Below are 23,307 nucleotides of genomic sequence, written 5' to 3'. Positions count from 1 at the left end.
TTTTGAGGAAGCGGAGGAGCGCTTTCGCCGCAACGGAGCGACTGCGATCGATGTCAATTGTGCGCAAACGCCTCGGCATGATCACGCCGTCCTCCAATTCGGTGCTGGAGCCCGTCACCAGTGCGATGCTCGCCGGCGTGGCCGATGTCACCGCGCATTTCTCGCGTTTCCGCGTCACCGAGATCGCACTCGACGCCGCCGCGCTGAACCAGTTCGACGCCTCGGTGATGCTGCCTGCGGCGGACCTGCTGGCCGATGCGAACGTCGATGCCATCGCCTGGAACGGTACGTCCGCAAGCTGGCTCGGCATCGGCAGAGACCGGAGCCTTTGCGAGGCAATCACGGTGCGCACCGGCGTGCCGGCGACGACCTCCACGCTCGCCTGCATCGATGCCGCTCGCGCGCTCGGCGCCAAACGTGTCGGCCTGGTCTCGCCCTATACCGACGACGTGCAGCGGCGGATCGGTCACGTCTGGGCCGAGGAGGGGATCGCCCCGCACGCGGAGCGGCACCTCGGACTGCGCGACAATTTCTCTTTCGGCGAGGTCGCGCCTGCGACGATTGCTGGCATGATCCGCGCTGTGGCGGCTGACGGCGCCGATGCTGTCGTCATCCTCTGCACCAACCTCGACGGCGCCGCGCTGGCGGCTTCGCTCGAACGGGAATTGAATGTCGCGGTGGTCGATTCGGTAGCGGTCACGCTGTGGCGAACCCTGGAGCTCGCCGGCGGCGCTGCCGGGGCTCTTGCCGACTGGGGGCGGATCTTCCAGACATCGACGGTCATCAAGTGATGGAGACTCCTGTGACGCAGCTCGATCTTGCTATTCGCGGCGGCACCATCGTGACGGCCAGCGACGAGTTCCGCGCCGATATCGGCATTCGCGACGGCCGCATCGTCAGCATTGCTGATCATCTCGAAGGCGCAGCGCGCGAGATCGACGCGACCGGGCTGCTGGCCCTGCCGGGCGGGATCGACAGCCATGTCCACATCTCGCAGGCCTCCGGCCCCGACGTGGTGATGGCCGACGACTTCGCCTCAGCGACCCGTTCGGCAGCCGCCGGCGGCAACACCATGGTGCTGCCGTTCGCGCTGCAGCAGAAGGGCACGTCGCTGCGGACCTGCGTCGAGAACTACCGCAAGCTTGCCGAAGGCGAGTGCTATATCGACACGGCGTTCCATCTCATCATCTCCGATCCGACCGCGGTCGTGCTCGGGCAGGAGCTGCCGGCCCTGGTCAAGGACGGCTACACCTCGTTCAAGGTGTTCATGACCTATGACGACCTCGTGCTCAGTGACAAGCAGCTGCTCGAGGTCTTCGAGGTCGCGCGCCGCGAGGAGGCGCTGGTGATGGTCCATTGCGAGGGTTACGACGCCATCCGTTTCCTGACCTCCAAGCTGGAACGCGAGGGCCATATCGCGCCCTATTATCACGGCGTGTCGCGGCCACAGGCGGTCGAGCGCGAAGCCACGCATCGCGCCATCAGTCATGCCGAGGTGATCGGCGTTCCCATCATGATCGTGCACGTCTCCGGGCGCGAGGCGATGGAGCAGGTGCGCTGGGCTCAGCAGCGCGGATTGCCTGTTCATGCCGAGACCTGCCCGCAATACATTACGCTGACGGCTGACGACATGAAGGGTCTGAACATGGACATGTCAGGCGCGAAATATGTCTGCTCGCCGCCGCCGCGCGACGCGGAAAGCCAGCAGGCGATCTGGGAAGGCATCACCACGGGCGTGTTCCAGACTTTCTCGTCCGATCACTGCCCGTTCCGTTACGACGATCCCAGGGGCAAGCTGACGCCGAACGGCCGCACCTCGTTCCGCTGGGTGCCGAACGGCATTCCAGGTGTCGAGACCCGGCTGCCGATTCTGTTCTCCGAAGGCGTGTCGAAGGGACGGATCAGCCTGCAAAAATTCGTCGAGCTGACCGCGACCAACCATGCGCGCATCTACGGCCTCTATCCGCGCAAGGGCTCGATCGGCGTCGGCTTCGATGCGGATATCGTGCTCTGGGATCCCAAATTGAAGAAGCCTATTCGGCAGGCCGATCTGCATCACGGTTCGGACTACACGCCATGGGAAGGGTTCGACGTCACCGGATGGCCGGTAACGACGATCGCCCGTGGCCGGGTGGTGTACGAACACGGCAGGATCGTCGGCGACAAAGGCGCAGGCGACATTCTCAGCCGCGGCAGGTCGAGCCTGATCTGATCGGACTCAACGCGTTGCTGCTCAGCTATGGCGCCCGTGCGCGCGGCGCGACGGCCGTCTCAAGTCCACAGATCATGCCGGTCATATGTTCGTATCCAGCCTTCGCATGCGGCAAAACGAATCTAATCAATTCGGACAAGGTTGTCAGGCCGTCCCCCATAAGGCGACGTCCTTGACACGATTCTCGAAGCTGCCTGGTGGCGTCGTCCGACCTGTGCCGGGCGCTCAGCCGTGCGGAATGAAGCCGTTCAACGAAGCGTCATGGCGCAGATGTTCGACCAGCCCGGCGGCATCGCGGCCGCCATTGCGCTTGGGATCCTTCATTTGCGCGCAGATCTCGGCGCCGCTTTTTCCGAACCGGATGAAGTCAACGGGAGCGAGTTGCCAGTCGATGCCGGCGCGGGGCGGAGCGGGAGCCGGTTCGTTTACTTGCGTCGAAGTCATGTGACAGGTTGAGCAAGGGATCGCCTCCTTGTCTTTACGGCTTTCTCCACCGTGGATGTTCATGCCAGCGGGCAGCATCCGCGCTCTCCTGCATGAACAGTTGATAGACGGTTGCCGGCGCGTCGCCGGCCCTACTTGCCGGCGTGGGCGCGGAGCTGATGTCATGGCTGGATTCTCCCGCACGTCAATTTGGGCAAGTATCAGTTCATTCGGATTTGGCTAGGCGGCCATTCGCAACAGATCGACGATGTCGGCTTCGCTTTTAAAAGGCCGCGGATTGGCCTGCACGAAGCGATGATTGATCGCAATCTTGCTGATCTGCTCGAAATTGTCTTCGCCGATCCCGACGTCGGCAAGGCGACCGGGTAGTCCAAGTCTCCTGGTGAATTCTGCGAAGGCGGCTGCCGCTTCCATGCCCGGCTCGCCAAGAGCCGCTGCTAAGCGCGTTTGCGCATCCTCTGTGAACGCCTTGTTGTAGCGAAGTAGGCTCGGCATGATGACCGGTGTGCAATAATAGTGTGGTACGCCGAAGGTCCCGCCAAGCACGTGGCCGATGCCGTGACTGGCTCCCATCGGGACCCGCGCCTGGAGGCCGAAAGCGGCGAGCCACGCGCCATATTGAGACAGTCGACGCGCCTCCAGATCATCGGGTTGCTGCAAGGTCCGTTGCATTCCCTCCCGAAGCGTGCGGATGCCGGCCAGGACCACCTCGTCGCTAAGCGGCGTGCCGGCGGGTGAGCACAATGCTTCGATGCCGTGGTCCATCGAGCGCGTTCCCGATCCCATCCAGAGCTTCGAGGGCGTATGGACGGTAAGGGCAGGGTCGAGAATGATCGCCACCGGCATCATCAGAGAATGGAAGAAGATCTGCTTCAGCCTGCTGCGTTCATCGGTGACGAGCGCTGCTGCATTGTATTCGCCGCCGTTCAGCGTGGATGGCACCGCGATCTGTCGAACCTTTGGCGATCGGAACGGAGAGACGGTGACGCCCGGGCCCATGGGAAATGGATCGAAACCCGCTTCGTCACGGATGTCATGTTCCATCGCCATGATGACGATCTTGGCGAGATCGATCGCCGAGCCTCCCCCGACGGCGACCACCAGGTCGGCTCCGGCGTCTTTGGCTTGACGGGCAACCTCGGCAGCTTGCTTGCGCGTGGTGTGCTCTGCAATTCCATCGAAGGTCGCGACATGTCTTTCGCCGAGCGCACGCCGGATCTTCTCGATCTCGTCGGTCTTGGTATTCAAGGTGCGGCTGACGATCAGGAAGACGCGCTTGGCATCCAGCCGCACCGCTTCATCGTTCAAGGCCTCAGACGCAGCTTTGCCGTAAACGACACGGTCGATCGCCGGAAAATTGTGTATCCCTGCTTTGCGCATTTGCGTTCTCCCTGTGAGTTATCAAGCACCGATCTTCAAGCGGCGACAGTGTCGCGAATCTGTCGCGACGCCGTTTCCAGAAAGGCCTGAGCGAGATCGGGATCGTTGACGACGCGTGAGAGTGTCAACGCTCCGACCATCGTCGAAAGAATGGCCATGGCTTTGCTCCTGGATTCCTCGTCGCTCGTTTCGGCAATCAGGCGGCTGAGGATTTCGATATGCGCTTTGATCCCGCCTTCGAACGACGCTTTCACCTCGCTGCTCTGTCTGGCCACATCCGAGCCGAGCGCCACGATCGGGCAACCGTCCATCTTTTCGTCGCGATGATCCGTGCTGAGATAGAACCCCATCACCGCCCCGAGGGGATCCTCAGGGGCCGCGGCGATGGCGGTCGACCATCGCAGCGTGGCGCTCTCCAGCGCGCGCGTCGACGCCTGCGCGGCCAGGTCCTCCTTTGACTCAAACTGCTTGTAGAATGCGCCTTGGGTCAGCCCGGCAGCTTCCATCAGGTCCTTGAGGCCGATGCCGTCAAATCCCCGCGACCGAAACAGGCGGCTTGCGACATTGATGACGTTTTGCCGGTTTTCCTCAGCCTGAATGCGACTCACTCGCATCATTGGTCTCCCCATTTTAGATTGCGTTCGACATCTATTATCCGGTATAGAGCTCGAACGCAATCTATCTGGCATGAGGCCACGTTATGAAAAAGCGACAGATGATCGTGCTGGGGAGCGTCCTGATCGCGGGATGCGCGGTGGCCGCATTCGTTACGCTTCGCGCGCCGGCGGCCTCGGCCGTGAGCGATCCGAGGCAAGAAGCCCCGATCGTCAGGATCGCGGCCGCGGGCGCGGGTGACCGGATCGGGGCGCGGGTGCAGAGCAGCCTCGGTTTTCGCGTTCCCGGCAAGATCGTGGAGCGGCTTGTGAATACCGGTGAGCAGGTCAAAGCCGGTCAGCCGCTGATGCGGATCGACGAAACCGACCTTCGTCTTGCGGTCACGGCGAAGCGCAACGCCGTTGCTGCCGCGCGCGCGTCCGTCGTGCAGACCGAAGCGGACGAACCGCGATACGCCAAGTTGGTGAGCAACGGCTGGGCTTCCCGACAGCGCTACGAGCAAGCCAAGGCCGCGCTGGATACGGCCGAGGCGCAGCTTGCGAGCGCTGAAGCCGATGCACGGGTTGCCGAGAACGAGGCGACGTACTCGATCCTGGTCGCGGACGCGGACGGAACGGTGGTCGAAACGCTTGGCGAGCCCGGGCAGGTCGTTTCGGCCGGCCAGACGGTTGTTCGGATTGCCAAGGCCGGTCCTCGCGAGGCGGTGGTCGCGCTCCCTGAAACGATCCGGCCGGCAATCGACTCCGTGGCCGAGGCCAGCGTGTACGGAGCAGCCGAAGGGTGGCGCTATACGGCGCGTTTGCGGCAATTGTCCGACGCCGCCGATGCCCAGACCCGAACCTATGAAGCCCGGTATGTCCTGGACGGTGAAGCCGCGGCCGCACCACTTGGCGCGACGGTGACCATTCGGCTACCGAGCCAAACGAGCGAGCCGCAAGTTCAGGTGCCGCTCCGAGCAGTGCTCGATGATGGCCGCAAGACCGGAGTTTGGATCCTCGACAGCGCCACCTCAACCGTACGCTTTCGGCCGATCAAGCTTGTTCGGGTGACCGACGAAACCGCCGTGATCTCCGGCTTGAATTCTGGTGATCCAATTGTTTCGCTCGGCGCTCACCTCCTGCAGGAGGGCGCTCGTGTCAGGACCGCCGCTGAAAGCCGGAGCAACTGAAGAGTCTCAATCGTTCCGCCCCAGCCGCTGGAGAAGCACATGTACAGCTACATCGTCGAGCAGGAAATCCGAAAGACCTTCGACCATGTCAACAACCATCGCTGGGATGAAGCGGTGAAGGCGGTCGCGCCGCACATCCATCACCGTGTTTCCGGCCATCACGCGTTGGGCGGGGAGCGCCACGACAAAGCGGCCCTGCGCCGCTGGTTCGAGCGGCTCGGACGCGTCCTGCCCACGCTCCATATCAGGGTCAACAACGTCTGGGTGAAGGGCTGGCCCTGGAACACCACCGTGTTTGTCGAATGGGACGGCACCGCAACGCTGCTCGATGGCGACGGCTCGTACGTCAACCGCGGTCTCCACGTGTTCACCCTGCGGTGGGGCAGAGTCCATGCCCTCGAGGAATTTCAAGATTCACAGGAAGCCGCGCGCGGGCTTGCCGCCCAAGCGGCAGCTGGCCTCAAGGAAGCTGCCGCCCAGCCAATTGTAAGTTAGCAGATGAACCTTAATCTTTCCGCGATCGCCGTTCGCGAACGGGCCGTTACCCTGTCTTCATCATCCTGCGTTCGGGTTCAACGCCATTCTTGGCCTGATCGGACTGGCAGGCATCCTGATGCGCAATACCCTGATCCTGACCGAACAGATCAAGGAGAATCGTGCTGCCGGCCTCGATGACTATCACGCCGTCATCGAAGCCACCGTGCAACGCACCAGGCCGGTGATCCTGACCGCACTTGCCGCCGTGCTGGCCTTCATTCCTCTGACGCATTCCGTGTTCTGGGGATCGACGGCTTATACGCTGATTGGCGGCACGGCAGTTGGCAAGGTCCTGATCCTGCTGTTCCTTCCTGCGCTTTATGTGGCCTGGTTTCGCATCAAGCCAGCCCCCTATGAGCGTTCGGCGAAGGATGCAGAATTGCGAACAGCAATCGCCGCCGAGTAGGGCTCGGCGAAATCTATCCCTGCTGCGCCGTGGGTGCCTGGCTAGATAAGCCAGGCACTGCGTGGTCTCGCGGCGGCCTTATAGTTCAAAAAAAGAATGTGTGCAGCAGCATGGAAATGCGCCAGCGATCCTGTCCTAGAACAGCCGAAAACGCGGCCTTATACGCAGGATTTAGACCAAGTTATTTCCAAGTACGAGGACGGGGCCTGTCGTCCAAGTCACGGCACGTGAGCATCTAATCGCTTGACGAGTTCAAAAAAAGAACTGTAGGCTGCGCACGAGATGGCCGAACGCAACGGCCGCGACGTGCCGGATTTGCGGCTGGACCTGTTCTGCGCGATGCCTCTTCGCAAAGGGCGCGACGAGCCGCCACCGGCGCAACAAAACAAAGCCGCACACTCGAGAAGGGGTGCAAGTTTGGGAGGACGCAATGCTGGTGAGATGGAAGATCGTCGCGGCTCTGGCTCTATTCCTGAGTGGTCCCGCATTCGCCGCCGACGAGCCGGGAATCTCTGCTACCGAAATCAAGATTGGCGGGGTTTTTCCCTTCAGCGGACCGGCATCATCGATCGGTCTCGTGGGCAAGGGGCTCATGGCCTACGTTCAGGCGTTGAACGACCGCGGCGGCGTCAAAGGACGCAAGATCAACTACATCGCCTATGACGACGGATATAGTCCTCCCAAAGCGGTGGAGCACGTCCGCAAGCTGGTCGAAAGCGACGAAGTGTCGTTCATGTTCGGCCAGCTCGGCACGCCCGGCATCTCGGCCACTGCAAAATACCTGAGGGCCAAAGGGGTACCGAGTGTCGCCATCGTCAGCGGCTCGTCCAAGTTCACGGACGTCGCCAATTACCCGCTGATCACCACGGGTCTTGTCAGCTACGACACCGAAGGAAAAATCTACGCCAAATACCTGACGAGAACGCTACCGAACGCCAAGTATGCCATCCTCTATCAGAACGACGATCTTGGCAAAGATTACGTCGCTGCCTTCAAGGCGTTTCTCGGCAAGGATTTCGACCGCAAGGTCGTCAGTGCTTCCTACGAGGTCACTGAACCGACGATTGACTCACAGATTACCAATCTGAAGAGCTCGGGTGCCGAGGCCTTGGTGATCGCCGGGACGCCGAAGTTTGCGGCGCAGGCCATCCGGCAAGCTTCGGTGATTGGCTGGAAGGCGACCGTAATCATCAATTTCCCGTCCGGATCGGTCGGAGGCACGCTCGCACCGGCCGGCCTCGACAAATCGGTCGGCGTGATGGTCGGGACCACCAACAAGGACGTCCTGGACGAGACATGGAAAGACGACCGGGGTATGCAGGCCTACCGGGCGTTTTTCGAAAAGTATCTGATGGGCGCCGATATCACCAACGGCAGCTATCTGACCGGTTATCAGCAAGGCGTCCTGCTCGAGCGGATCCTCAAGCAATGCGGTGATGATCTGTCGCGGAAGAATATTCTGGCGCAGGCGAAGAACCTGAAAGACGTCGTCGTTCCGACTGTGCTGCCCGGGATCAAGGTCAACACGAGCGAGACCGAGAACATGATCTGGACGCAGATGCGGCTGCAGCGCTGGACCGGCACGACGTGGCAAGCGTTCGGAGACGTCTTGGACGCCAGGTCGGAGTGACGCTTGGCGCAGCCCGCCCGTTCTATCCATCCGCGGTAATTCAGGAGATCGTTTTCGATGTCGGCGAAGCCATTGACGTTTGCGCCACGGGAGCTCTCTGTCGAGCGCCGCACCGACGGCACGCTCATATTGAGGTCGCCGCTCGAATTGGGGCCATGCGACTGGCGCGTCACCGATTTTCTGCCGCGCTGGGCAAACGCGGCTCCGGACAGAATATTCCTCGCGCAACGCAATCCCAAAGGGGGATGGGACGAGATCACCTATAGCGAGGCATGGTCGCAGGTGCAGGCGGTCGGCCAGAGCTTGATCGACATGGGCGCAAAGCCGGCTGACAGGCTGGCAGTGCTTTCGGGCAACTCCATCGAGAACGCGGTGATCTCCTTTGCGGCGATGTCGATAGGTGTCATTCTGGCGCCTATATCGCCGAACTACACGCTGATGCCCGGCGGCCTTGCGCGCCTCAAGGACATCGCGCAGGTGCTGCGTCCGAACTTCGTTTTCGTTCAGAGTGGACGCGACTTTTCCGCGGCCCGTTCCATTCCCGAATTGGCAGACTCGACCTGGATCAGCGTCGATGGCGCGCCGGAGACGACGCCCTTCCGGGTCCTGACGGATCGAACGGACCGTGAAGGATTCACGCGTGCGTCGGGTGCAATTCCCAGCGACGCCGTTGCAAAAATTCTCTTCACCTCCGGTTCGACCGGCCTGCCAAAGGGCGTGCTGAACACGCATCGCATGATGGCGAGCTCGCTGCAAATGGGGAGCCTGCTGGTGTCGCCTCCGGAGGCGCCGGTTCAGGTCGAATGGCTGCCGTGGCACCATACGATGGGCAGCAACGTCATTCTTCACGGCATTCTCAGGAACGGCGGGACGCTCTACATCGATGACGGTCGGCCGCTGCCTCAGCTCTTTCACAAATCGGTGGCGAACCTCAAGGAGATCTCGCCGACGGCGATGTTCAACGTTCCCGCCGGCTATAACCTGTTGTGCGATGCCATCGAGAACGACTTCGCCCTCGGCGCCAGCATCTGCAAACGGCTGGATCGATTGAGCTACGCGGGGGCTGCCATTTCGCAAGGAACGCTCGAAAAACTCTATCGGCTGACTTCATCGGTCACGGGCCGGCGGATTCCGGTGATGTCGGGGTACGGGACGACCGAAACGGCGCCGACAATCAGCACGACGCATTGGGCAACGGATCGGCCGGGCGAGATTGGCCTTCCCGCGCCGGGCGTGCAGCTGAAACTGATCCCTGTTTCCGACACGTACGAGGCCAGGGTCAAGGGCCCCAACGTCACCCCCGGTTATCTCGGCAGAGCCGATCTGACGGAGAAGGCTTTCGACGAGGAGGGGTTCTACCGCATCGGCGACACCGTGTCGTTTATCGATCCCGAGAAGCCGGAGTTCGGTCTGCGTTTCACCGGCAGAATTTCGGAGAACTTCAAGCTCGCGAACGGCACCTGGGTTGCGATCGGCAATATGCGTGCCGCCATCCTGGCCGCAACGCGCGGCGTCCTACTGGACATTGTCGTTGCCGGAGAAAACCGTGATGCCTGCGCGCTGCTATGCTGGCTGAATCCAACCGAGGCGGCGCGGATTTCGAACGCGCCGGCTGCGGATTTGACCTGCGACCCCAAGGTGCTCGAATTCCTGAGACATCGTTTGCAGGAATACAATGAGGCCGTCGGAAGCAGCGAAAAAATCTGCACGTTCACCCTGCTGAAGGATCCGCCCTCATTGGCCGCGGGAGAAATCACCGACAAGGCCTATGTCAATCAACGTGCTGTGCTCAAGCACCGGGCTGAACAAGCGGACCGTCTCCACTGCAACGAACCCGACGCAGCCGTGATTCGAGTCTGATTCAGTGCCTGACGCCGGTGGCCGGCTCAAGCGGCGCTGCGGCGCGCCTTTGCCTTCGGCTTGTCAGGTGCGGCTGTCGTCAGCGGGCTTTGGGCGCCGGGGCCTGGATGGGTATGAACCTCCTTGGCCGAGAGCGGCTCGCCGCATTCAGAGCACACCATGACCGGGTCGAAGTCCTTTCCGCACTTGCGGTGCTGGTGCAGCAGCGGCCGGCCGCGCTCGTCGACCATGTGAGTGTCGCCCCAATGCACGAGCGCCATCATGATCGGATAAAGATCGAGACCCTTCTGGGTCAGGATATATTCGTGCCGCTTTGGCGCCTCCTGGTAGGGAATGCGGCGCAGAATGCCCTGCCGGACCAGCTTCTTCAGCCGTTCGGCGAGGAGATGACGTGTAATTCCGAGCGCCGACTGGAATCCTTCGAAGCGCCGCGTGCGCAAAAAACATTCGCGCAGGATCAGAAGGGTCCAGCGGTCACCGATCACGCCGATGGTCCGGGCCATCGAACACGGCTCTTCCTCCAGTTCTTTCCACTTCATCCGTATTCTCCAGTCATCCCAGCGAGACCCGCTCGAATCGCTGCCGAGGCCGCCATGTTTGCCTTGCATTCTAGATAGGTACTGAATTCCAAACAATACCCGATGAAACGGTCAAACCAGCATAAATCTAGCCGAATTTGACAGTTCGTTTTTAGAACTGTAGAAGTGAGAACAGGCAAGCCATGCGATTGGATCGCCGGTCCCTGACCATCCAATACGCTCTGCGGGAGAAGCGGTCATGACCCTCAAGGTTGAATTCCAGTTCGATTTCGGCAGCCCAAACGCGTATCTGGCGGAGGTCGCCATCCCCGGGATCGAGCGGCGGACCGGGGTAAAATTCGAGTACGTCCCGGTCCTGCTCGGCGGGATCTACAAGGCGACCGGCAACATGTCCCCGTTCGACTCGCTTCGCGGGATCAAGAACAAGCCGGAATACCAGGCGCTCGAGACCCAGCGGTTTATCCGCCGCCACAACATCACGAAATTTCGTCAGAATACCTTCTTTCCAGTCAACACTTTGATGCTGATGCGCGGCGCCGTCGCGGCCCAGTTCGAAGGCGTATTCGAACCCTATTTCCGCGCCGCCTATCATCACATGTGGGAGGAGCCCAAGAAGATGGATGATCCCGAAGTGTTCCGGACCGCATTTGCCTCCTCGGGGATCGACATCGACAGGCTGGTTACGCGCGCGCAGCAGGATGACGTCAAAAAGAAGCTGATTGACCTGACCAATGACGCGGTCGCCCGCGGTGCCTTCGGCTCGCCGACATTCTTCGTCGGTAAGGAGATGTTTTTCGGCAAGGATCAACTCCGGGACGTCGAGGAATCGATCGTCGAACAGACCCGGCAGCCCGTTTCCAAGACCGGCTAGTTACCGACTTGCGGTCCGTGCGGGTTGAGGCGAAGGGCTGACGGTAAGCCGGAGTTTATCCTCAGCCCGTCGGCAGAAAAACAATCCAGGAGAGTGAAATGGCTGGTCCGCTTAGCGGCGTTCGTGTCCTCGATCTGACCGGCGTGGTGTCGGGCCCGTTTGCGACCATGTTTCTGGCGGACCAGGGCGCCGACGTGCTCAAGATCGAGCCGATCGGTGGCGATATCACCCGTCGCAGCCGGGCCACCATCGACAAGGACGGCGAGTTCTCCGCGCTGTTCATCTCGTCCAACCGCGGCAAGCGTTCGCTCTCGATCGACGTCAAGAGCCCCGCCGGGCACGAGGTGCTGGCCAAGCTGGTCGCGCAGGCCGATGTTCTGGTGCAGAACTTCCGGCCCGGCACCATGGAGCGCCTCGGCCTCGGCGTCGAAGAACTGCGCCAGCGTCATCCGCGCTTGATCTATGTCTCGATCAGCGGCGTCGGCGACACCGGGCCCTATGTGAAGAAGCGCGTCTACGATCCAATCATTCAGGGCCTGTCGGGCTTTGCCGATATCCAGTCGCAGCCGGTCACCAATCGCCCGCAGATGATCCGCACCATCGTGTGCGACAAGACCACCGCCGTGTTCACCGCGCAGGCGGTGGCGGCGGCGCTCTACGCGCGTGAGAAGACGGGGCAGGGGGATCATATCCAGGTCGCGATGCTGGACGCGATGATTTCCTACCTCTGGCCGGAAGGCATGATGCAGTACACGGTGGTCGGAGCCGAGGCCGCTGCCGCCGATCCCAACGACCGCCCGGATCTCGTGTTCAAGACCAGCGATGGTTACATCACGGCCGGCACCATCTCAGATTCCGAATGGCAGGGCTTCTGCCGCGCGTCCGGCGATCCCGAGCTCGCCAACGATGCCCGGTTTGCGACCCCGTCCGCGCGTTCGGTGAACGCCACGGCGCGCATCAACAAGATGGCGGAGTATATCGGCCGGCACACGACCGCCGAATGGCTGGAGCGGTTGGACGCTGCGGATGTCCCTTGCGCGCCGATCCTGCGGCGCGGCGAGATCATCCACAATGAGCAGGTCGTGGCGCGAGGAATCATCGCGGAGTTCGACCAACCGAAGGTCGGTCGTGTGCGCCAGCCCAAACCCGCGGCCCGCTTCGAGGTCAACCAGGCTGCCATCGGCGGACCGGCCCCGCGCGTCGGGGAGCACTCGCGCGAGGTGCTGCGCGAACTGGGCTACGATGATGGCGCGATCGACGATATGGTCGCTGCACGGACGCTACGCGTGGCCATGTAGGTCGAAGCGCTTCGCGCGTCCGGCGAACGGTTCTCAGGCCTTGGCAGGCGTCGGTTTAATTGGTGCGCGCGGAGCATTCGCGGCAACCGCTCGCTGGTAAGCCTCCCGGCTTCGCATGCGCTCGAGATAGGGCCGCGCATTGTCGCAGATGCCTACCCCGTAGGCGACCGCCCAGTCCAGGCACGTCGTCAGCAGGATGTCGGCGCTGCTGAATCGCTCGCCCATGATAAAATGTCGGCCGTCGGCCAGCGCGACCTCGACATGGCGCAGCTGCGCCCGAAAGTATTCTGCGGCTTGAGCTACGACCTCCGGCGCGACGCCGTAAATTGGGCCGAGCGCATCGGCGCTGTGACGGCGCATCACATACAGGCTAGTCGAGTCGAGCTCGGTGACGATAAAGAAGCACCATTCCAGCCACGCGGCATAGTCGCGGGTGGATTCAGGGATCAATGCACGCTCCGGCGTTGAGTACATCCGCGACAGATAAGCGACGATCGCGGCGCTCTCGCCGATGCGGAAATCACCGTCCTGCAGCAGCGGAATCTTCTGGCGCGGATTGAGCCTGGTATATTCGGCGGTCTTGGTCTCGCCGGTCCGTGGGCCGATCGGTTTGATCTCGTAGGCCAGCCCCAGCTCGTGCATCGCCCAGTGCGGCCGAACGGTGCGGCTTGTCCCGACGCCCCACAAAGTGAGGTCTGGATTGTCGCTCATGTCACCATTTCTCTACGGCGGGGCGAAGATCGAGTTCATGGGTCCAGCCGTCGCGGCTTTGCTGATGGGCAAACCAATACGCTTCGGCAATTGAGGAGGTCTTGGTCAGGCTGTCGGGCGGGATCTCACTGGCCTCGATCCCCCTGGCCGCTTTCATGCGCTGATGAATAGCCTCGCTATCGACGCCAGCGTCGATGATGAGATGGACGACGTGAATGTTCTTGGGCCCGAGCTCGCGCGCCATCGCCTGGGCCAGCGCGCGAAGGCCGAATTTTGCCGACGAGAACGCGACAAATCCCTTGCTGCCCCGGATGCTTGCGGTCGCACCGGTAAAAAGAATGGTGCCGCATCGGCGCGGCAGCATGACGCGCGCGGCTTCGCGTCCGACCAGGAAGCCGGCGTAACAGGCCAGCTCCCAGGCCTTGAAGAAGAGCTTTTCGGTAGTCTCCAGCAGGGGCTTGTTGACGTTCGAACCGGCATTGAACAGGCAGATCTCGATCGGACCGATGTCGCGCTCGACGCCCGCGAATAGCTTCTGGACTTCTGCTTCCTGACGGGCGTCGACGCTGAAGGCGTGGATGTTGTGGCCTTTCGCCCTGAGCTCGTCGACAAGCGCCTGAGATTTGGTCGGATCGCGTCTGCAGATGCAAATAGTGTAGCCGCCGCTGGCAAACCGCCGCGCAACGGCAGCGCCGATGGCATCACCCGCGCCGACCAGCATCGCGACCCCGCGACTTTCTCCCATGCTGCCTCTCCCATAAGTTCTTATTTGATACGCTATGGGTATCGGTTGGAAGTCCGGTTGTAAACGGTGTTCTCAAGAGCGCTGGAACAGGGCAGTAAGCTTGCCGTTTTCTCATCCGATCGTGACAACAAAATAGCGATTGACGAGTTCTAAAAAAGAACGCATGTTTCGCTTCGAGGCGCAATGCTGAAAAAGGCGCCGATGTTTTTCAGTCGGGAGGCGGTTAGTCGTGGCGAAGCTGTCGCAAGCACTCGGTCTCGATCAAACCGCTTTTCGGTTTGCTGGCCGCATCGACCAATCGACAGATCGCCATCTTGCCAAAGCGGTGGACCAGATCGGGCCGATCGAGGACTGCGCCACGACCATGGTAGCCTCGATCGGCGCGATGGCGAATCCCGATCGTTCTGGTCTCGCTCAAAAAATGTGGTCCACCAGGGCCGATAGAACTGCTTCGCACACAGCGCGCCTAACCTAACTGGGAGAAGTTCCTTGAAAAAGAGAAATGCAACCGTCGCCGTGATCGGCGCGGGCGATTTCATCGGCGGCGAGATCGCCAAGAAATTTGCCTCCGAGGGCTTTACTGTCTTCGCGGGTCGCCGCAACGGCGACAAGCTGGCGCCGCTGGTCAAGGAGATCGAGGCTGCCGGCGGCGAGATCCACGCACGTTCGCTCGACGCGCGCAAGGAGGAGGAGATCGTCTCCTTTCTGAGCGACGCCGACAAGCACGCACCATTGGATGTCTGCATCTTCAATATTGGTGCCAACGTCAACTTCCCGATCCTCGAGACGACCGAGCGCGTGTTCCGCAAGGTCTGGGAGATGGCCTGCTACTCCGGCTTCCTCGCCGGGCGCGAGGCGGCCCGGCTGATGCTGCCGCGCGGCCAGGGCAACATCTTCTTCACCGGTGCGACCGCTTCATTGCGCGGTGGCAGCGGCTATGCCGCCTTTGCCAGCGCCAAATTCGGACTGCGCGCTGTGGCGCAGGCAATGGCGCGCGAACTCGGCCCGAAGAATATCCACGTCGCGCACCTCGTTATCGATTCCGGCGTCGACACCGAATGGGTCCGCCAGCGGCGCCTGGAAGCGCTCGGGCCTAATGCGCTCGACGATCCGGATCTGCTGATGCCGCCGGCCTCGGTCGCGGCGTCCTATTGGCAGCTGTATCAGCAGCCGAAGAGCGCCTGGACCTTTGAGCTGGAAATCCGCCCCTTCGGTGAGAAGTGGTAGGAAGCGCAGATGGAACTCGCACTGTCTCCCGAAGATGCGGCCTTCCGTGATGAGGTGCGCGCTTTCATCGCCGAAAACTATCCGAAGGAAATGCGGGTCCCTAATCCGGAGACCGACCTGACCAAAGAGCAATCGTTGCTCTGGCACCAAATTCTCTACGAGAAGGGCTGGATCGCGCCGCTTTGGCCCAAGGAATTTGGCGGCCCCGGCTGGTCGATCACCCGGCGTTTCATCTTCGAGCAGGAGACCAGCCGGGCCGGGACGCTGCCGCCGTTGGCGTTCAGCGTCACCATGGTTGGTCCGGTCATTTACACCTTCGGCAATGATGCCCAGAAGCAGAAGTTCTTGCCGCGGATACTGTCGGGTGAAGACTGGTGGTGCCAAGGCTATTCCGAGCCGGGCTCAGGCTCAGACCTCGCCACCGTCCGGACCAAGGCTGTGCGCGACGGCGACCATTACATCGTCAACGGTCACAAGACCTGGACAACGTTGGCGCAGCACGCCGACTGGATCTTCTGCCTGGTGCGTACTGATTCGAGCGCCAAGCCTCAGGCGGGCATCTCGTTCCTCCTGATCGACATGAAGTCGCCAGGCGTGACCGTGCGTCCGATCATCACGATCGACGGTTCGCACGAGGTCAATGACGTCTTCCTCGAGGATGTCCGCGTTCCCGTCGAGAACCTGATCGGCGAGGAGAACAAGGGCTGGACCTACGCAAAATTCCTGCTGGGCAACGAGCGCACCAGCATGGCCGGGATCGGCCGGTCGACGCGCTACCTCGACCGGTTGAAGAAGATCGTGAAAGCGGAGATCGCAGCGGACGATCCGGCGCATCTCGAATTTCGCAAGGAGATCGGCCGGCTCGAGCTCGATGTGCTCGCGCTCGAGGCCACCGAGCTGCGGGTCGTTGCCCAGATGGCGCGCGGCATCGATCCGGGGCCCGCGGCCTCGCTGTTCAAGATCCGCGGCACCGAGATCTTCCAGGGCATTACCGAGCTCACACATCGTGCCATCGGCAACTATGGCCTGGCGCTTCGCGAGCAACCGTCGGGCGCAAACCAGTTCATGCCGGGTGCCGATTACGGCCACACAGCGTCGGAGAAATACCTGAACGCGCGCAAGCTCAGCATCTACGGTGGATCAAACGAGATCCAGCGCAACATCATCGCCAAAGCGGTGCTCGGTCTCTAGCAACAGCGCAACAAGAGGATCGGATGGATATCCAGTTCACGGAAGAGCAGGAACTGTTGCGCTCCAGCGTACAGCGTATGCTACGCGACCAATACAGCTTCGAGGCGCGCCGCAAGATCGTGGCCAGCGAAGAGGGCTGGAGCCGCAAGCAGTGGGGCGCTTTTGCGGAGCTCGGCCTGCTCGCCGCGCCATTCTCCGAGGAGAGCGGCGGACTTGGTGGCGGCCCGCTCTCTACTATGATCGTTGCCCAGGAGTTCGGCCGCCACCTTGTCGTGGAGCCGTACGTGGAGACGGTCGTGCTGGTCGGCGGCTTGATCGAGCAGGCAGGGACGAAAGAGCAGAAGCAGGCCTTCATTCCCGATATCATCGCCGGACACAAGATCTGGGCGCTGGCCTGGACCGAAAAAAACTCGCGCTTCGATCTCGCCAATGTCGCGGCCACGGCGCGGCGAGAGGGAAAGGACTACACGCTTAGTGGTGAGAAGACCGCCGTCATAGCGGCGCCTTGGGCCGATTATCTCATCGTCTCCGCCCGGACTGCCGGCAAGCGCGACGATTGTGGCGGCGTCAGCCTGTTCGTCGTCGACGCCCGGGCGGCGAATCTCGAATTGCGGAGCTTCAAGACCATCGACGGCCGCCGTGCCGCGGAGATCACTTTCCGCGATGTGCGCGGCGAGTTGCTCGGCAGCGAGGGCGAAGGCGTCGCCCTGCTGGAAGGCTGCCGCGACAGGGCCATCGGCGCGCTCTGCGCCGAGGCGGTCGGCGCGATGGCCGAACTGAACTCTGCGACGCTGGAATACGCCAAGGCCCGAAAGCAGTTCGGCGTCACCATCGGCAGCTTCCAGGTGTTGCAGCACCGGATGGTCGACATGTTCATCGCGCATCAGGAGGCGCTTTCCCTGATGCAGCATCTCAGTCTCAGCCTCGGTGCCGGCGAAAGTGGCATCTCGCGCCTCGCCTCCGGCGCCAAGTCGAGGGTCGGCTATGCCGGCAAGTTCATCGCCGACCAGGCGGTGCAGCTCCACGGCGGCATGGGCATGACCGACGAATTGAACGTCGGTCACTACTTTAAGCGAATCTCCTCGATCAATATCCAGTTCGGCGATCCCGCTCACCACTTGCTGCGTTATGTGCAGCTCGACGCGGCAGCGTAACCAAAGAGGCAGCCATGACGACAGAGGCAGTTATCGTTTCCACCGCCCGCACCGGCGTCGGCAAGGCCTATCGCGGTGCGCTGAACAACACCGAGGGGCCGACCATGGCTGGCCATGTGATGGCCGAAGCGGTGAGGCGCGCGGGCGTTGAGCCGGACGAGGTCGAAGACGTGGTGATGGGTTGCGCGATGCAGCAGGGCACCATGGTGATGAACGTCGCACGCAAGGGGGCGGTTCGTGCCGGCCTGCCGGTCACCGTCGCCGGCACCACGATCGATCGGCAGTGCGCCTCCGGCCTGCAGGCGATCGCGGTCGCGGCCCGCTCGATCATGCTGGATGGCGTCGAGATCGCGATCGGAGGCGGCATCGAATCGATCAGCCTGGTGCAGAACGACCACATGAACAGGTTCCACGCCGTCGACGACGAGCTGATGGCGATGAAGCCCGAGATGTACATGTCGATGCTCGACACTGCCGAGATTGTCGCCGAGCGCTACAAGATCGGTCGCGACCGGCAGGACGAATACAGCCTCGAATGTCAGCGCCGCATTGGTGCCGCGATGCAGGCCGGTCGCTTCAATGACGAGATCGTCCCGATCACAACGACGATGGCCGTCGTCAACAAGGACACCAGGGAGGTCTCCTATCAGCAGGTGACGCTGTCGAAGGACGAAGGGCCGCGCCCCGAGACCACGGCGGAAGGATTGGCGAAGATCAAGCCGGTATTCGAAGGCAAGACCATCACGGCCGGCAATGCCAGCCAGCTCTCCGACGGAGCATCGGCCTGCGTGCTCATGAGCGACAAGACCGCCACCAAGAAGGGCCTTAAGCCGCTCGGCATCTTCCGCGGCTTCGTCGCCGCCGGAGTCGAGCCGGACGAAATGGGCATCGGTCCGGTCGCGGCGATCCCGCGCCTTCTCAAGCGCCACGGCCTGAGGATCGATGACATCGATCTTTGGGAGCTGAACGAAGCCTATGCTGTCCAGGTGATCTACTGCCGCGACAAGCTCGGCATCGATCCGGACAAGCTGAACGTCAATGGCGGCTCGATCGCGATCGGCCATCCCTACGGCATGACGGGCAGCCGGCTTGCGGGCCATATCCTGATCGAGGGGCGGCGGCGCAAGGCGAAGTACGGCGTGGTGACCATGTGCATCGGCGGCGGCATGGGCGCGGCCGGCCTATTTGAACTCGTCAACTGATCGGAAAGCGGAGAAAGCGCACGTGAAGACAGCAATCACTGAACTGTTCGGCATCCAGCATCCGATCATCCAGGGCGGCATGCATTATGTCGGCTTTGCCGAGCTTGCCGCCGCGGTCTCGAATGCCGGCGGTCTCGGCATCATCACCGGCCTGACCCAGCGGACGCCGGAGCTGCTGGCGAAGGAAATCGCGCGCTGTCGCGACATGACCGACAAGCCGTTCGGTGTGAACCTGACCTTCCTGCCGAGCTTCACTGCACCGCCTTATCCGGAATATATCGCCGCCATCAAGGAAGGTGGCGTCAAGGCGGTGGAGACCGCCGGCCGCAGCCCGGAAGCGTACATGCCCGCGCTGAAGGCTGCCGGCATTAAGGTGATCCACAAATGCACTTCGGTGCGGCATTCGCTGAAAGCCGAGAAGATCGGATGCGACGCCGTCAGCGTCGACGGCTTCGAATGCGGCGGCCATCCCGGCGAGGACGATATCCCGAACATGATCCTGCTGCCGCGCGCGGCGGATGAACTGAAGATTCCGTTCGTGGCCTCGGGTGGCATGGCGGATGCGCGCAGCCTCGTTGCTGCGCTGTCGATGGGCGCCGCCGGCATGAACATGGGTACCCGCTTCGTCGCAACCAGGGAAGCTCCCGTCCACGCCAACGTCAAGCAGGCCCTCGTCAAAGCCACCGAACTCGATACCGTGCTGGTCATGCGCGCGCTGCGTAACACCGAGCGCGTGCTGAAGAACAAGGGTGTCGATCAATTGCTCGAGGTCGAGCGCGAGAAGGGGGCGAGCCTCAAGATCGAGGACATCCATGAGCAGGTCGCGGGTGTCTACCCCAGGGTGATGGTCGATGGTGACATGGATGCCGGTGCTTGGAGCTGCGGCATGGTGGTCGGACTGATCCACGATATCCCGACGGTGAAGGAGCTGATCGACCGCATCATGAGGGAAGCCGAGCAGATCATCCGGCAGCGGCTGACTGGATTTCTTGACGGTACTGTCGCCGATCTGGCCACGCGCGCCGTTGCTTGACAAAGGTTTGCATGCGAGCGCTTCAGTGCCGAGATCAATGCTCGCTGATCGCATTGAGCAGCGGATCGGCGTGACCGATTGATCTCTCAAGTTGGGGGGGCGGGCCAGGCCGACAAGCAAGCTGAAATGTCGTTTTCACCGAGGAGCGGCCAATGAAGTACTATCTCTGCAAGTACATTCCGCCCCGGGCGGATTTCCTGGCGACCATGAGCGCCGCTGAGAAACAATGGATGAAGCAGCACGGTGCGTTCCTGGATGATCTGCTCGCAAAGGGGCAGATCGTCGCGCACGGTCCCGTCACGGACCCGCGTGGCGGTTATGGCGTGTCGCTCTATCAGATCCCAAACGATCTCGACATCGAGGCGGTCACCTCGGAAGATCCTGTCGTGAAGAACGGCGCCGGCCACTATGAGCATTACCCGATGATGCATTTGAAGGCGCGCGGCTGAGATCCTCCCCTGGACCAATTTGGCAGCGTGGGTGGCATGACCTTTGATCTGTGCCAGCACGGGTAGGCCATCGCGATCGGCGAGACAGCGTTTTGCAAGGATGGGAGCCGCGGCGCCGTCGGCATTGGCGGGGGAGGCGGCCGGCGTAATAGTGCCGTTGGTGCGGAACGCTGCCTTCAATCCGGGAACTTGGCCGGACGGCGTGCTGCACGTCAAAAAAGTATCAGTTCACATCTGAAATGGTGGTGGCGTGCCTAGGTACTGGTCGCTACTCTGCCAACGAGAGGAAGCGCTGAACCAATCAGCCGATAAGGGAGCGGAGGCGGATCATTACAAGCCGCACCGGCCTGAAGGGAGGGGACATGGAACCGGACCTGGAAGTTGTCCAGATACGGCGCGGCGAGTCATTCAAGGCGTGGTCGCACGGCTACCCATTCCACACCGTCCGCTGGCATTTCCATCCCGAGTACGAGCTCCATCAGGTCGTGGCCACCAGCGGACGCTATTTCGTCGGTGACTTCATCGGCGACTTCGAACCAGGTAATCTCGTGCTCACCGGCCCCAATTTGCCGCACAATTGGGTGAGCGATCTGCCGGCAGAGTGCGCCATCCCGCTACGCGGACGCATCCTTCAATTCAGCGAAGAATTCATCGGCGACCTGATGAAGGTCATGCCTGAGCTTTCGGGCCTTGCCGCACTGCTGGATTTTTCCCGGCGTGGTGCGCTGTTCACCCGCAGCACGAGCGATGCGCTCGTCCCACTCATGGAGGAGATCGTCACGGCGAACGGCGTGCGCCGGATCGAGCTGTTCTTGATGATCTTGGGGATACTCTGTCGCGCCGCGCGACAGGCGCGTCCGCTGTCCAGCCCAAACTATCTGCCCGATCCGTCTGGCTACATGTCCGTGGGAATGAACAAGGCACTCGCATTCATCCGGAAGAATCTGACGCAACCTTTCGGCGAAGCGGAGCTTGCTGCGATCGCCGGTCAATCGCAAAGCGCATTTTCGCGCTCGTTCCGCCGGCACACGGGCATGTCATTGGTGCAATACGTTAAGCGGCTGCGTATCAATCTCGCTTGTCAGATATTGATGAGCGACGAGCAGGCTTCCATCACCGACATCTGCTTCGAGGTCGGCTTCAACAATCTCTCCAATTTTAACCGGCAGTTCCTGGCCGAGAAAGGCATGCCCCCTTCGCGCTTCAGACGATTGTTGGCGCACAACATCGATGAGGCGCACGCGGCCTAGCCGCATAGGAGCAAAGAAGGAGGATCGTTACGGAAGAATGACGCGGACACGCCGACGGCGGTCCGCGACAGCAATCGTTCGACCAGAATTCTGCGCGGCTCCGAGCACCGGCGCTCATCGTGCCGTCGGAAACGGAAGCAGCGAGGGCCTGACTTCGAAGGATCAACGACGACACCCTGACACCCAGTCTGGAAAGGAAATCTGAAATGAGAAAGTTCTCTGCTAAATATGCGGGCACAATTGGCATAGCCCTCTCGCTGCTCGGCACAACAGCCATTTCTTCGCGGGCCGCAGAGGTGAAGAACGCGACCGTCGCCTTCCTGATGCCGGACCAGGCCTCCACCCGCTATGAACAACATGATTATCCGGGCTTCGTCGCAGAGATGAAGAAGCTGTGCGACAGTTGCAAGGTGATCTACCAGAACGCCAGCGCGGATGCCGCGCGGCAGCAACAGCAATTCAACTCGGTGATTTCGCAGGGCGCCAAGGTAATCGTGCTCGACCCCGTCGACTCCACTGCCGCGGCATCCCTGGTCAAGATGGCACAATCGCAAGGCATCAAGGTCATTGCCTATGACCGGCCGGTCCCCGACGCCAAGGTCGATTTTTACGTGTCCTTCGACAATCAAGCCATCGGCAAGGCTATCTCCGAATCGCTCGTCAAGCATCTTAAGGCCGCCAACGCGACGGCGAAGGAGGGCGAAGGCGTACTCGAAATCAATGGATCGCCGACCGATGCCGCTGCGGGACTCATCAAGAAGGGGATCCACGAGGGGCTTGATAAGAGCGGCTATCCAATTCTGGCCGAATACGACACGCCGGACTGGGCGCCGCCGAAGGCGCAGCAATGGGCGAGTGGCCAGATCACCCGCTTCGGCAAGAAGATCCTCGGCGTCGTAGCTGCCAATGACGGCACGGGCGGTGGCGCAATTGCCGCCTTCAAGGCCGCAGGTATCGAGCCGGTGCCGCCGGTGACGGGCAACGATGCGACGATTGCCGCGCTTCAGCTCGTCATCGCAGGCGATCAGTACAACACGATCTCCAAACCCAGTGAGATCGTGGCAGCTGCTGCGGCGCAAGCGGCGGTGAAATTCCTCTCCGGAGAGATGCCCAAGGCGGAAGCTACGCTATTCAATGCGCCATCGAAGTTGTTCGTGCCGGCCGTCGTCACTCAGGAGAACCTGAAGGCGGAGATTATCGATAAGAAGATCCAGACGGCCGATCAGCTCTGCACGGGCCGATATGCCGCGGGTTGCAAGAAGCTTGGCATCACGCAGTGACGACGTCGGTCCCCGGGGGGGGGGGGGGGGCGGGGGGGGGGGGTGGGGGGGGGGTGTGGGGGGGGGCGGGGGGGGGGGGAGGGGGGGGGGGGCGGGGGGGCCCCG

Annotated in this window: 23 protein-coding genes and 2 pseudogenes; 18 read left to right on the top strand and 7 right to left on the bottom strand. The window is 61.9% G+C overall.

What is annotated here, in order from left to right; all coding sequences use genetic code 11:
- Positions 1-50 precede the first annotated feature (50 nt).
- Positions 51-791 carry a maleate cis-trans isomerase family protein gene (locus AC0L23_RS23495; RefSeq protein WP_473297665.1) on the top strand — a complete coding sequence of 247 codons (741 nt, stop codon included), beginning with the start codon at positions 51-53 and terminating at the stop codon, positions 789-791.
- On the top strand, positions 791-2,212 hold the full coding sequence (gene hydA, locus AC0L23_RS23490) for a dihydropyrimidinase (RefSeq protein ID WP_018458759.1): 1,422 nt from the start codon (positions 791-793) through the stop codon (positions 2,210-2,212). Before AC0L23_RS23495 ends, hydA begins: the two co-directional genes overlap by 1 nt.
- Positions 2,213-2,437: 225 nt before the next feature.
- Here hydA and AC0L23_RS23485 read toward each other — a convergent pair whose 3' ends face one another.
- The 3 genes from AC0L23_RS23485 to AC0L23_RS23475 all read right to left on the bottom strand — a co-directional run bounded on the left by AC0L23_RS23485 (position 2,438) and on the right by AC0L23_RS23475 (position 4,650).
- On the bottom strand, positions 2,438-2,734 hold the full coding sequence (locus tag AC0L23_RS23485; protein ID WP_231188681.1) for a hypothetical protein: 297 nt from the start codon (positions 2,732-2,734) through the stop codon (positions 2,438-2,440).
- A gap of 141 nt (positions 2,735-2,875) precedes the next feature.
- Positions 2,876-4,036, bottom strand: coding sequence for an iron-containing alcohol dehydrogenase (locus tag AC0L23_RS23480; RefSeq protein ID WP_018458761.1), 1,161 nt, complete (start codon positions 4,034-4,036; stop codon positions 2,876-2,878).
- Between the two features lie 35 nt (positions 4,037-4,071).
- On the bottom strand, positions 4,072-4,650 hold the full coding sequence (locus tag AC0L23_RS23475) for a TetR/AcrR family transcriptional regulator (RefSeq protein WP_026233656.1): 579 nt from the start codon (positions 4,648-4,650) through the stop codon (positions 4,072-4,074).
- 86 nt (positions 4,651-4,736) lie between these two features.
- Here AC0L23_RS23475 and AC0L23_RS23470 point away from each other — a divergent pair, with 86 nt between their 5' ends.
- The 5 genes and pseudogenes from AC0L23_RS23470 to AC0L23_RS23450 all read left to right on the top strand — a co-directional run bounded on the left by AC0L23_RS23470 (position 4,737) and on the right by AC0L23_RS23450 (position 10,252).
- Positions 4,737-5,819, top strand: a complete 1,083-nt coding sequence (locus AC0L23_RS23470) for an efflux RND transporter periplasmic adaptor subunit (RefSeq protein ID WP_247299695.1) — start codon at positions 4,737-4,739, stop codon at positions 5,817-5,819.
- A 39-nt stretch (positions 5,820-5,858) separates the two neighbouring features.
- Positions 5,859-6,314 carry a nuclear transport factor 2 family protein gene (locus tag AC0L23_RS23465; RefSeq protein ID WP_018458764.1) on the top strand — a complete coding sequence of 152 codons (456 nt, stop codon included), beginning with the start codon at positions 5,859-5,861 and terminating at the stop codon, positions 6,312-6,314.
- Positions 6,315-6,378: 64 nt separating this feature from the next.
- Positions 6,379-6,762 (top strand): annotated as a pseudogene (locus AC0L23_RS23460) (efflux RND transporter permease subunit); the annotation flags it as partial.
- A 430-nt stretch (positions 6,763-7,192) separates the two neighbouring features.
- Complete coding sequence (locus tag AC0L23_RS23455) at positions 7,193-8,392, top strand: ABC transporter substrate-binding protein (protein ID WP_018458766.1); 1,200 nt, start codon at positions 7,193-7,195, stop codon at positions 8,390-8,392.
- Positions 8,393-8,449: 57 nt separating this feature from the next.
- The gene (locus AC0L23_RS23450) at positions 8,450-10,252 is read left to right on the top strand and encodes an AMP-binding protein (RefSeq protein ID WP_018458767.1); all 1,803 of its coding nucleotides are present in this window, start codon (positions 8,450-8,452) and stop codon (positions 10,250-10,252) included.
- A 26-nt stretch (positions 10,253-10,278) separates the two neighbouring features.
- Here the strand turns inward: AC0L23_RS23450 and AC0L23_RS23445 are convergent, their stop codons facing one another.
- Positions 10,279-10,791 carry a winged helix-turn-helix transcriptional regulator gene (locus AC0L23_RS23445; RefSeq protein WP_018458768.1) on the bottom strand — a complete coding sequence of 171 codons (513 nt, stop codon included), beginning with the start codon at positions 10,789-10,791 and terminating at the stop codon, positions 10,279-10,281.
- A gap of 238 nt (positions 10,792-11,029) precedes the next feature.
- Between AC0L23_RS23445 and AC0L23_RS23440 the strand changes: the two genes are divergently transcribed.
- Together AC0L23_RS23440 and AC0L23_RS23435 are read left to right on the top strand one after the other, a co-directional pair.
- A complete protein-coding gene (locus AC0L23_RS23440) occupies positions 11,030-11,662 on the top strand; it encodes a 2-hydroxychromene-2-carboxylate isomerase (RefSeq protein WP_018458769.1) in 633 nt (210 codons plus the stop codon).
- Positions 11,663-11,760: 98 nt separating this feature from the next.
- Positions 11,761-12,960: a CaiB/BaiF CoA transferase family protein gene (locus AC0L23_RS23435; protein ID WP_018458770.1), complete on the top strand. Its 1,200-nt coding sequence runs from the start codon at positions 11,761-11,763 to the stop codon at positions 12,958-12,960.
- A gap of 33 nt (positions 12,961-12,993) precedes the next feature.
- Here AC0L23_RS23435 and AC0L23_RS23430 read toward each other — a convergent pair whose 3' ends face one another.
- Both AC0L23_RS23430 and AC0L23_RS23425 read right to left on the bottom strand, forming a co-directional pair.
- Positions 12,994-13,671 carry a glutathione S-transferase family protein gene (locus AC0L23_RS23430; protein WP_247455632.1) on the bottom strand — a complete coding sequence of 226 codons (678 nt, stop codon included), beginning with the start codon at positions 13,669-13,671 and terminating at the stop codon, positions 12,994-12,996.
- 1 nt (position 13,672) lies between these two features.
- Positions 13,673-14,416, bottom strand: a complete 744-nt coding sequence (locus AC0L23_RS23425) for an SDR family NAD(P)-dependent oxidoreductase (RefSeq protein ID WP_026233658.1) — start codon at positions 14,414-14,416, stop codon at positions 13,673-13,675.
- A 229-nt stretch (positions 14,417-14,645) separates the two neighbouring features.
- On the opposite strand from AC0L23_RS23425, the gene AC0L23_RS23420 reads away from it, so the two are divergent.
- The 7 genes from AC0L23_RS23420 (at position 14,646) to AC0L23_RS23390 (ending at position 20,672) form a co-directional block, all read left to right on the top strand.
- The gene (locus AC0L23_RS23420; RefSeq protein ID WP_157643067.1) at positions 14,646-14,891 is read left to right on the top strand and encodes a hypothetical protein; all 246 of its coding nucleotides are present in this window, start codon (positions 14,646-14,648) and stop codon (positions 14,889-14,891) included.
- Between the two features lie 14 nt (positions 14,892-14,905).
- Positions 14,906-15,643 (top strand): SDR family oxidoreductase, encoded by a 738-nt coding sequence (locus AC0L23_RS23415; protein WP_018458774.1) that lies wholly within the window; start codon positions 14,906-14,908, stop codon positions 15,641-15,643.
- A 9-nt stretch (positions 15,644-15,652) separates the two neighbouring features.
- Positions 15,653-16,834 (top strand): acyl-CoA dehydrogenase family protein, encoded by a 1,182-nt coding sequence (locus AC0L23_RS23410; protein WP_018458775.1) that lies wholly within the window; start codon positions 15,653-15,655, stop codon positions 16,832-16,834.
- A gap of 23 nt (positions 16,835-16,857) precedes the next feature.
- Complete coding sequence (locus AC0L23_RS23405; RefSeq protein ID WP_018458776.1) at positions 16,858-17,988, top strand: acyl-CoA dehydrogenase family protein; 1,131 nt, start codon at positions 16,858-16,860, stop codon at positions 17,986-17,988.
- Positions 17,989-18,002: 14 nt separating this feature from the next.
- Positions 18,003-19,190: an acetyl-CoA C-acyltransferase gene (locus tag AC0L23_RS23400; protein WP_018458777.1), complete on the top strand. Its 1,188-nt coding sequence runs from the start codon at positions 18,003-18,005 to the stop codon at positions 19,188-19,190.
- Positions 19,191-19,212: 22 nt separating this feature from the next.
- Positions 19,213-20,223: an NAD(P)H-dependent flavin oxidoreductase gene (locus AC0L23_RS23395; protein WP_018458778.1), complete on the top strand. Its 1,011-nt coding sequence runs from the start codon at positions 19,213-19,215 to the stop codon at positions 20,221-20,223.
- 152 nt (positions 20,224-20,375) lie between these two features.
- A complete protein-coding gene (locus AC0L23_RS23390; protein WP_018458779.1) occupies positions 20,376-20,672 on the top strand; it encodes a YciI family protein in 297 nt (98 codons plus the stop codon).
- A gap of 24 nt (positions 20,673-20,696) precedes the next feature.
- On the opposite strand, the pseudogene AC0L23_RS23385 reads toward AC0L23_RS23390, so the two are convergent.
- A pseudogene (locus AC0L23_RS23385) lies at positions 20,697-20,864 on the bottom strand (acetyl-CoA C-acetyltransferase); the annotation flags it as partial.
- A gap of 170 nt (positions 20,865-21,034) precedes the next feature.
- On the opposite strand from AC0L23_RS23385, the gene AC0L23_RS23380 reads away from it, so the two are divergent.
- Positions 21,035-21,922: an AraC family transcriptional regulator gene (locus AC0L23_RS23380; protein WP_018458780.1), complete on the top strand. Its 888-nt coding sequence runs from the start codon at positions 21,035-21,037 to the stop codon at positions 21,920-21,922.
- Positions 21,923-22,128: 206 nt separating this feature from the next.
- Positions 22,129-23,202, top strand: a complete 1,074-nt coding sequence (locus AC0L23_RS23375) for an ABC transporter substrate-binding protein (protein ID WP_026233659.1) — start codon at positions 22,129-22,131, stop codon at positions 23,200-23,202.
- Positions 23,203-23,307: the final 105 nt, after the last annotated feature.

The sequence above is a fragment of the Bradyrhizobium sp. MI1.4 genome, from assembly GCF_055811315.1.
The sequence above is the reverse complement of the archived record's forward strand: the minus strand, read 5'-3'. Positions and strand labels throughout refer to the sequence as shown.

Excerpts from the sequence above, each read along its gene's own strand:
- AC0L23_RS23405 (WP_018458776.1), top strand. The coding sequence starts at position 16,858 with ATGGATATCCAGTTCACGGAAGAGCAGGAACTGTTGCGCTCCAGCGTA.
- AC0L23_RS23485 (WP_231188681.1), bottom strand. The coding sequence starts at position 2,734 with ATGCTGCCCGCTGGCATGAACATCCACGGTGGAGAAAGCCGTAAAGAC.
- AC0L23_RS23410 (WP_018458775.1), top strand. The coding sequence starts at position 15,653 with ATGGAACTCGCACTGTCTCCCGAAGATGCGGCCTTCCGTGATGAGGTG.
- AC0L23_RS23465 (WP_018458764.1), top strand. The coding sequence starts at position 5,859 with ATGTACAGCTACATCGTCGAGCAGGAAATCCGAAAGACCTTCGACCAT.
- AC0L23_RS23450 (WP_018458767.1), top strand. The coding sequence starts at position 8,450 with ATGTCGGCGAAGCCATTGACGTTTGCGCCACGGGAGCTCTCTGTCGAG.
- AC0L23_RS23480 (WP_018458761.1), bottom strand. The coding sequence starts at position 4,036 with ATGCGCAAAGCAGGGATACACAATTTTCCGGCGATCGACCGTGTCGTT.
- AC0L23_RS23380 (WP_018458780.1), top strand. The coding sequence starts at position 21,035 with ATGGAACCGGACCTGGAAGTTGTCCAGATACGGCGCGGCGAGTCATTC.
- AC0L23_RS23375 (WP_026233659.1), top strand. The coding sequence starts at position 22,129 with ATGAGAAAGTTCTCTGCTAAATATGCGGGCACAATTGGCATAGCCCTC.
- AC0L23_RS23445 (WP_018458768.1), bottom strand. The coding sequence starts at position 10,791 with ATGAAGTGGAAAGAACTGGAGGAAGAGCCGTGTTCGATGGCCCGGACC.
- AC0L23_RS23455 (WP_018458766.1), top strand. The coding sequence starts at position 7,193 with ATGCTGGTGAGATGGAAGATCGTCGCGGCTCTGGCTCTATTCCTGAGT.
- AC0L23_RS23400 (WP_018458777.1), top strand. The coding sequence starts at position 18,003 with ATGACGACAGAGGCAGTTATCGTTTCCACCGCCCGCACCGGCGTCGGC.
- hydA (WP_018458759.1), top strand. The coding sequence starts at position 791 with ATGGAGACTCCTGTGACGCAGCTCGATCTTGCTATTCGCGGCGGCACC.
- AC0L23_RS23435 (WP_018458770.1), top strand. The coding sequence starts at position 11,761 with ATGGCTGGTCCGCTTAGCGGCGTTCGTGTCCTCGATCTGACCGGCGTG.
- AC0L23_RS23440 (WP_018458769.1), top strand. The coding sequence starts at position 11,030 with ATGACCCTCAAGGTTGAATTCCAGTTCGATTTCGGCAGCCCAAACGCG.
- AC0L23_RS23495 (WP_473297665.1), top strand. The coding sequence starts at position 51 with ATGTCAATTGTGCGCAAACGCCTCGGCATGATCACGCCGTCCTCCAAT.
- AC0L23_RS23390 (WP_018458779.1), top strand. The coding sequence starts at position 20,376 with ATGAAGTACTATCTCTGCAAGTACATTCCGCCCCGGGCGGATTTCCTG.
- AC0L23_RS23430 (WP_247455632.1), bottom strand. The coding sequence starts at position 13,671 with ATGAGCGACAATCCAGACCTCACTTTGTGGGGCGTCGGGACAAGCCGC.
- AC0L23_RS23475 (WP_026233656.1), bottom strand. The coding sequence starts at position 4,650 with ATGCGAGTGAGTCGCATTCAGGCTGAGGAAAACCGGCAAAACGTCATC.
- AC0L23_RS23425 (WP_026233658.1), bottom strand. The coding sequence starts at position 14,416 with ATGGGAGAAAGTCGCGGGGTCGCGATGCTGGTCGGCGCGGGTGATGCC.
- AC0L23_RS23470 (WP_247299695.1), top strand. The coding sequence starts at position 4,737 with ATGAAAAAGCGACAGATGATCGTGCTGGGGAGCGTCCTGATCGCGGGA.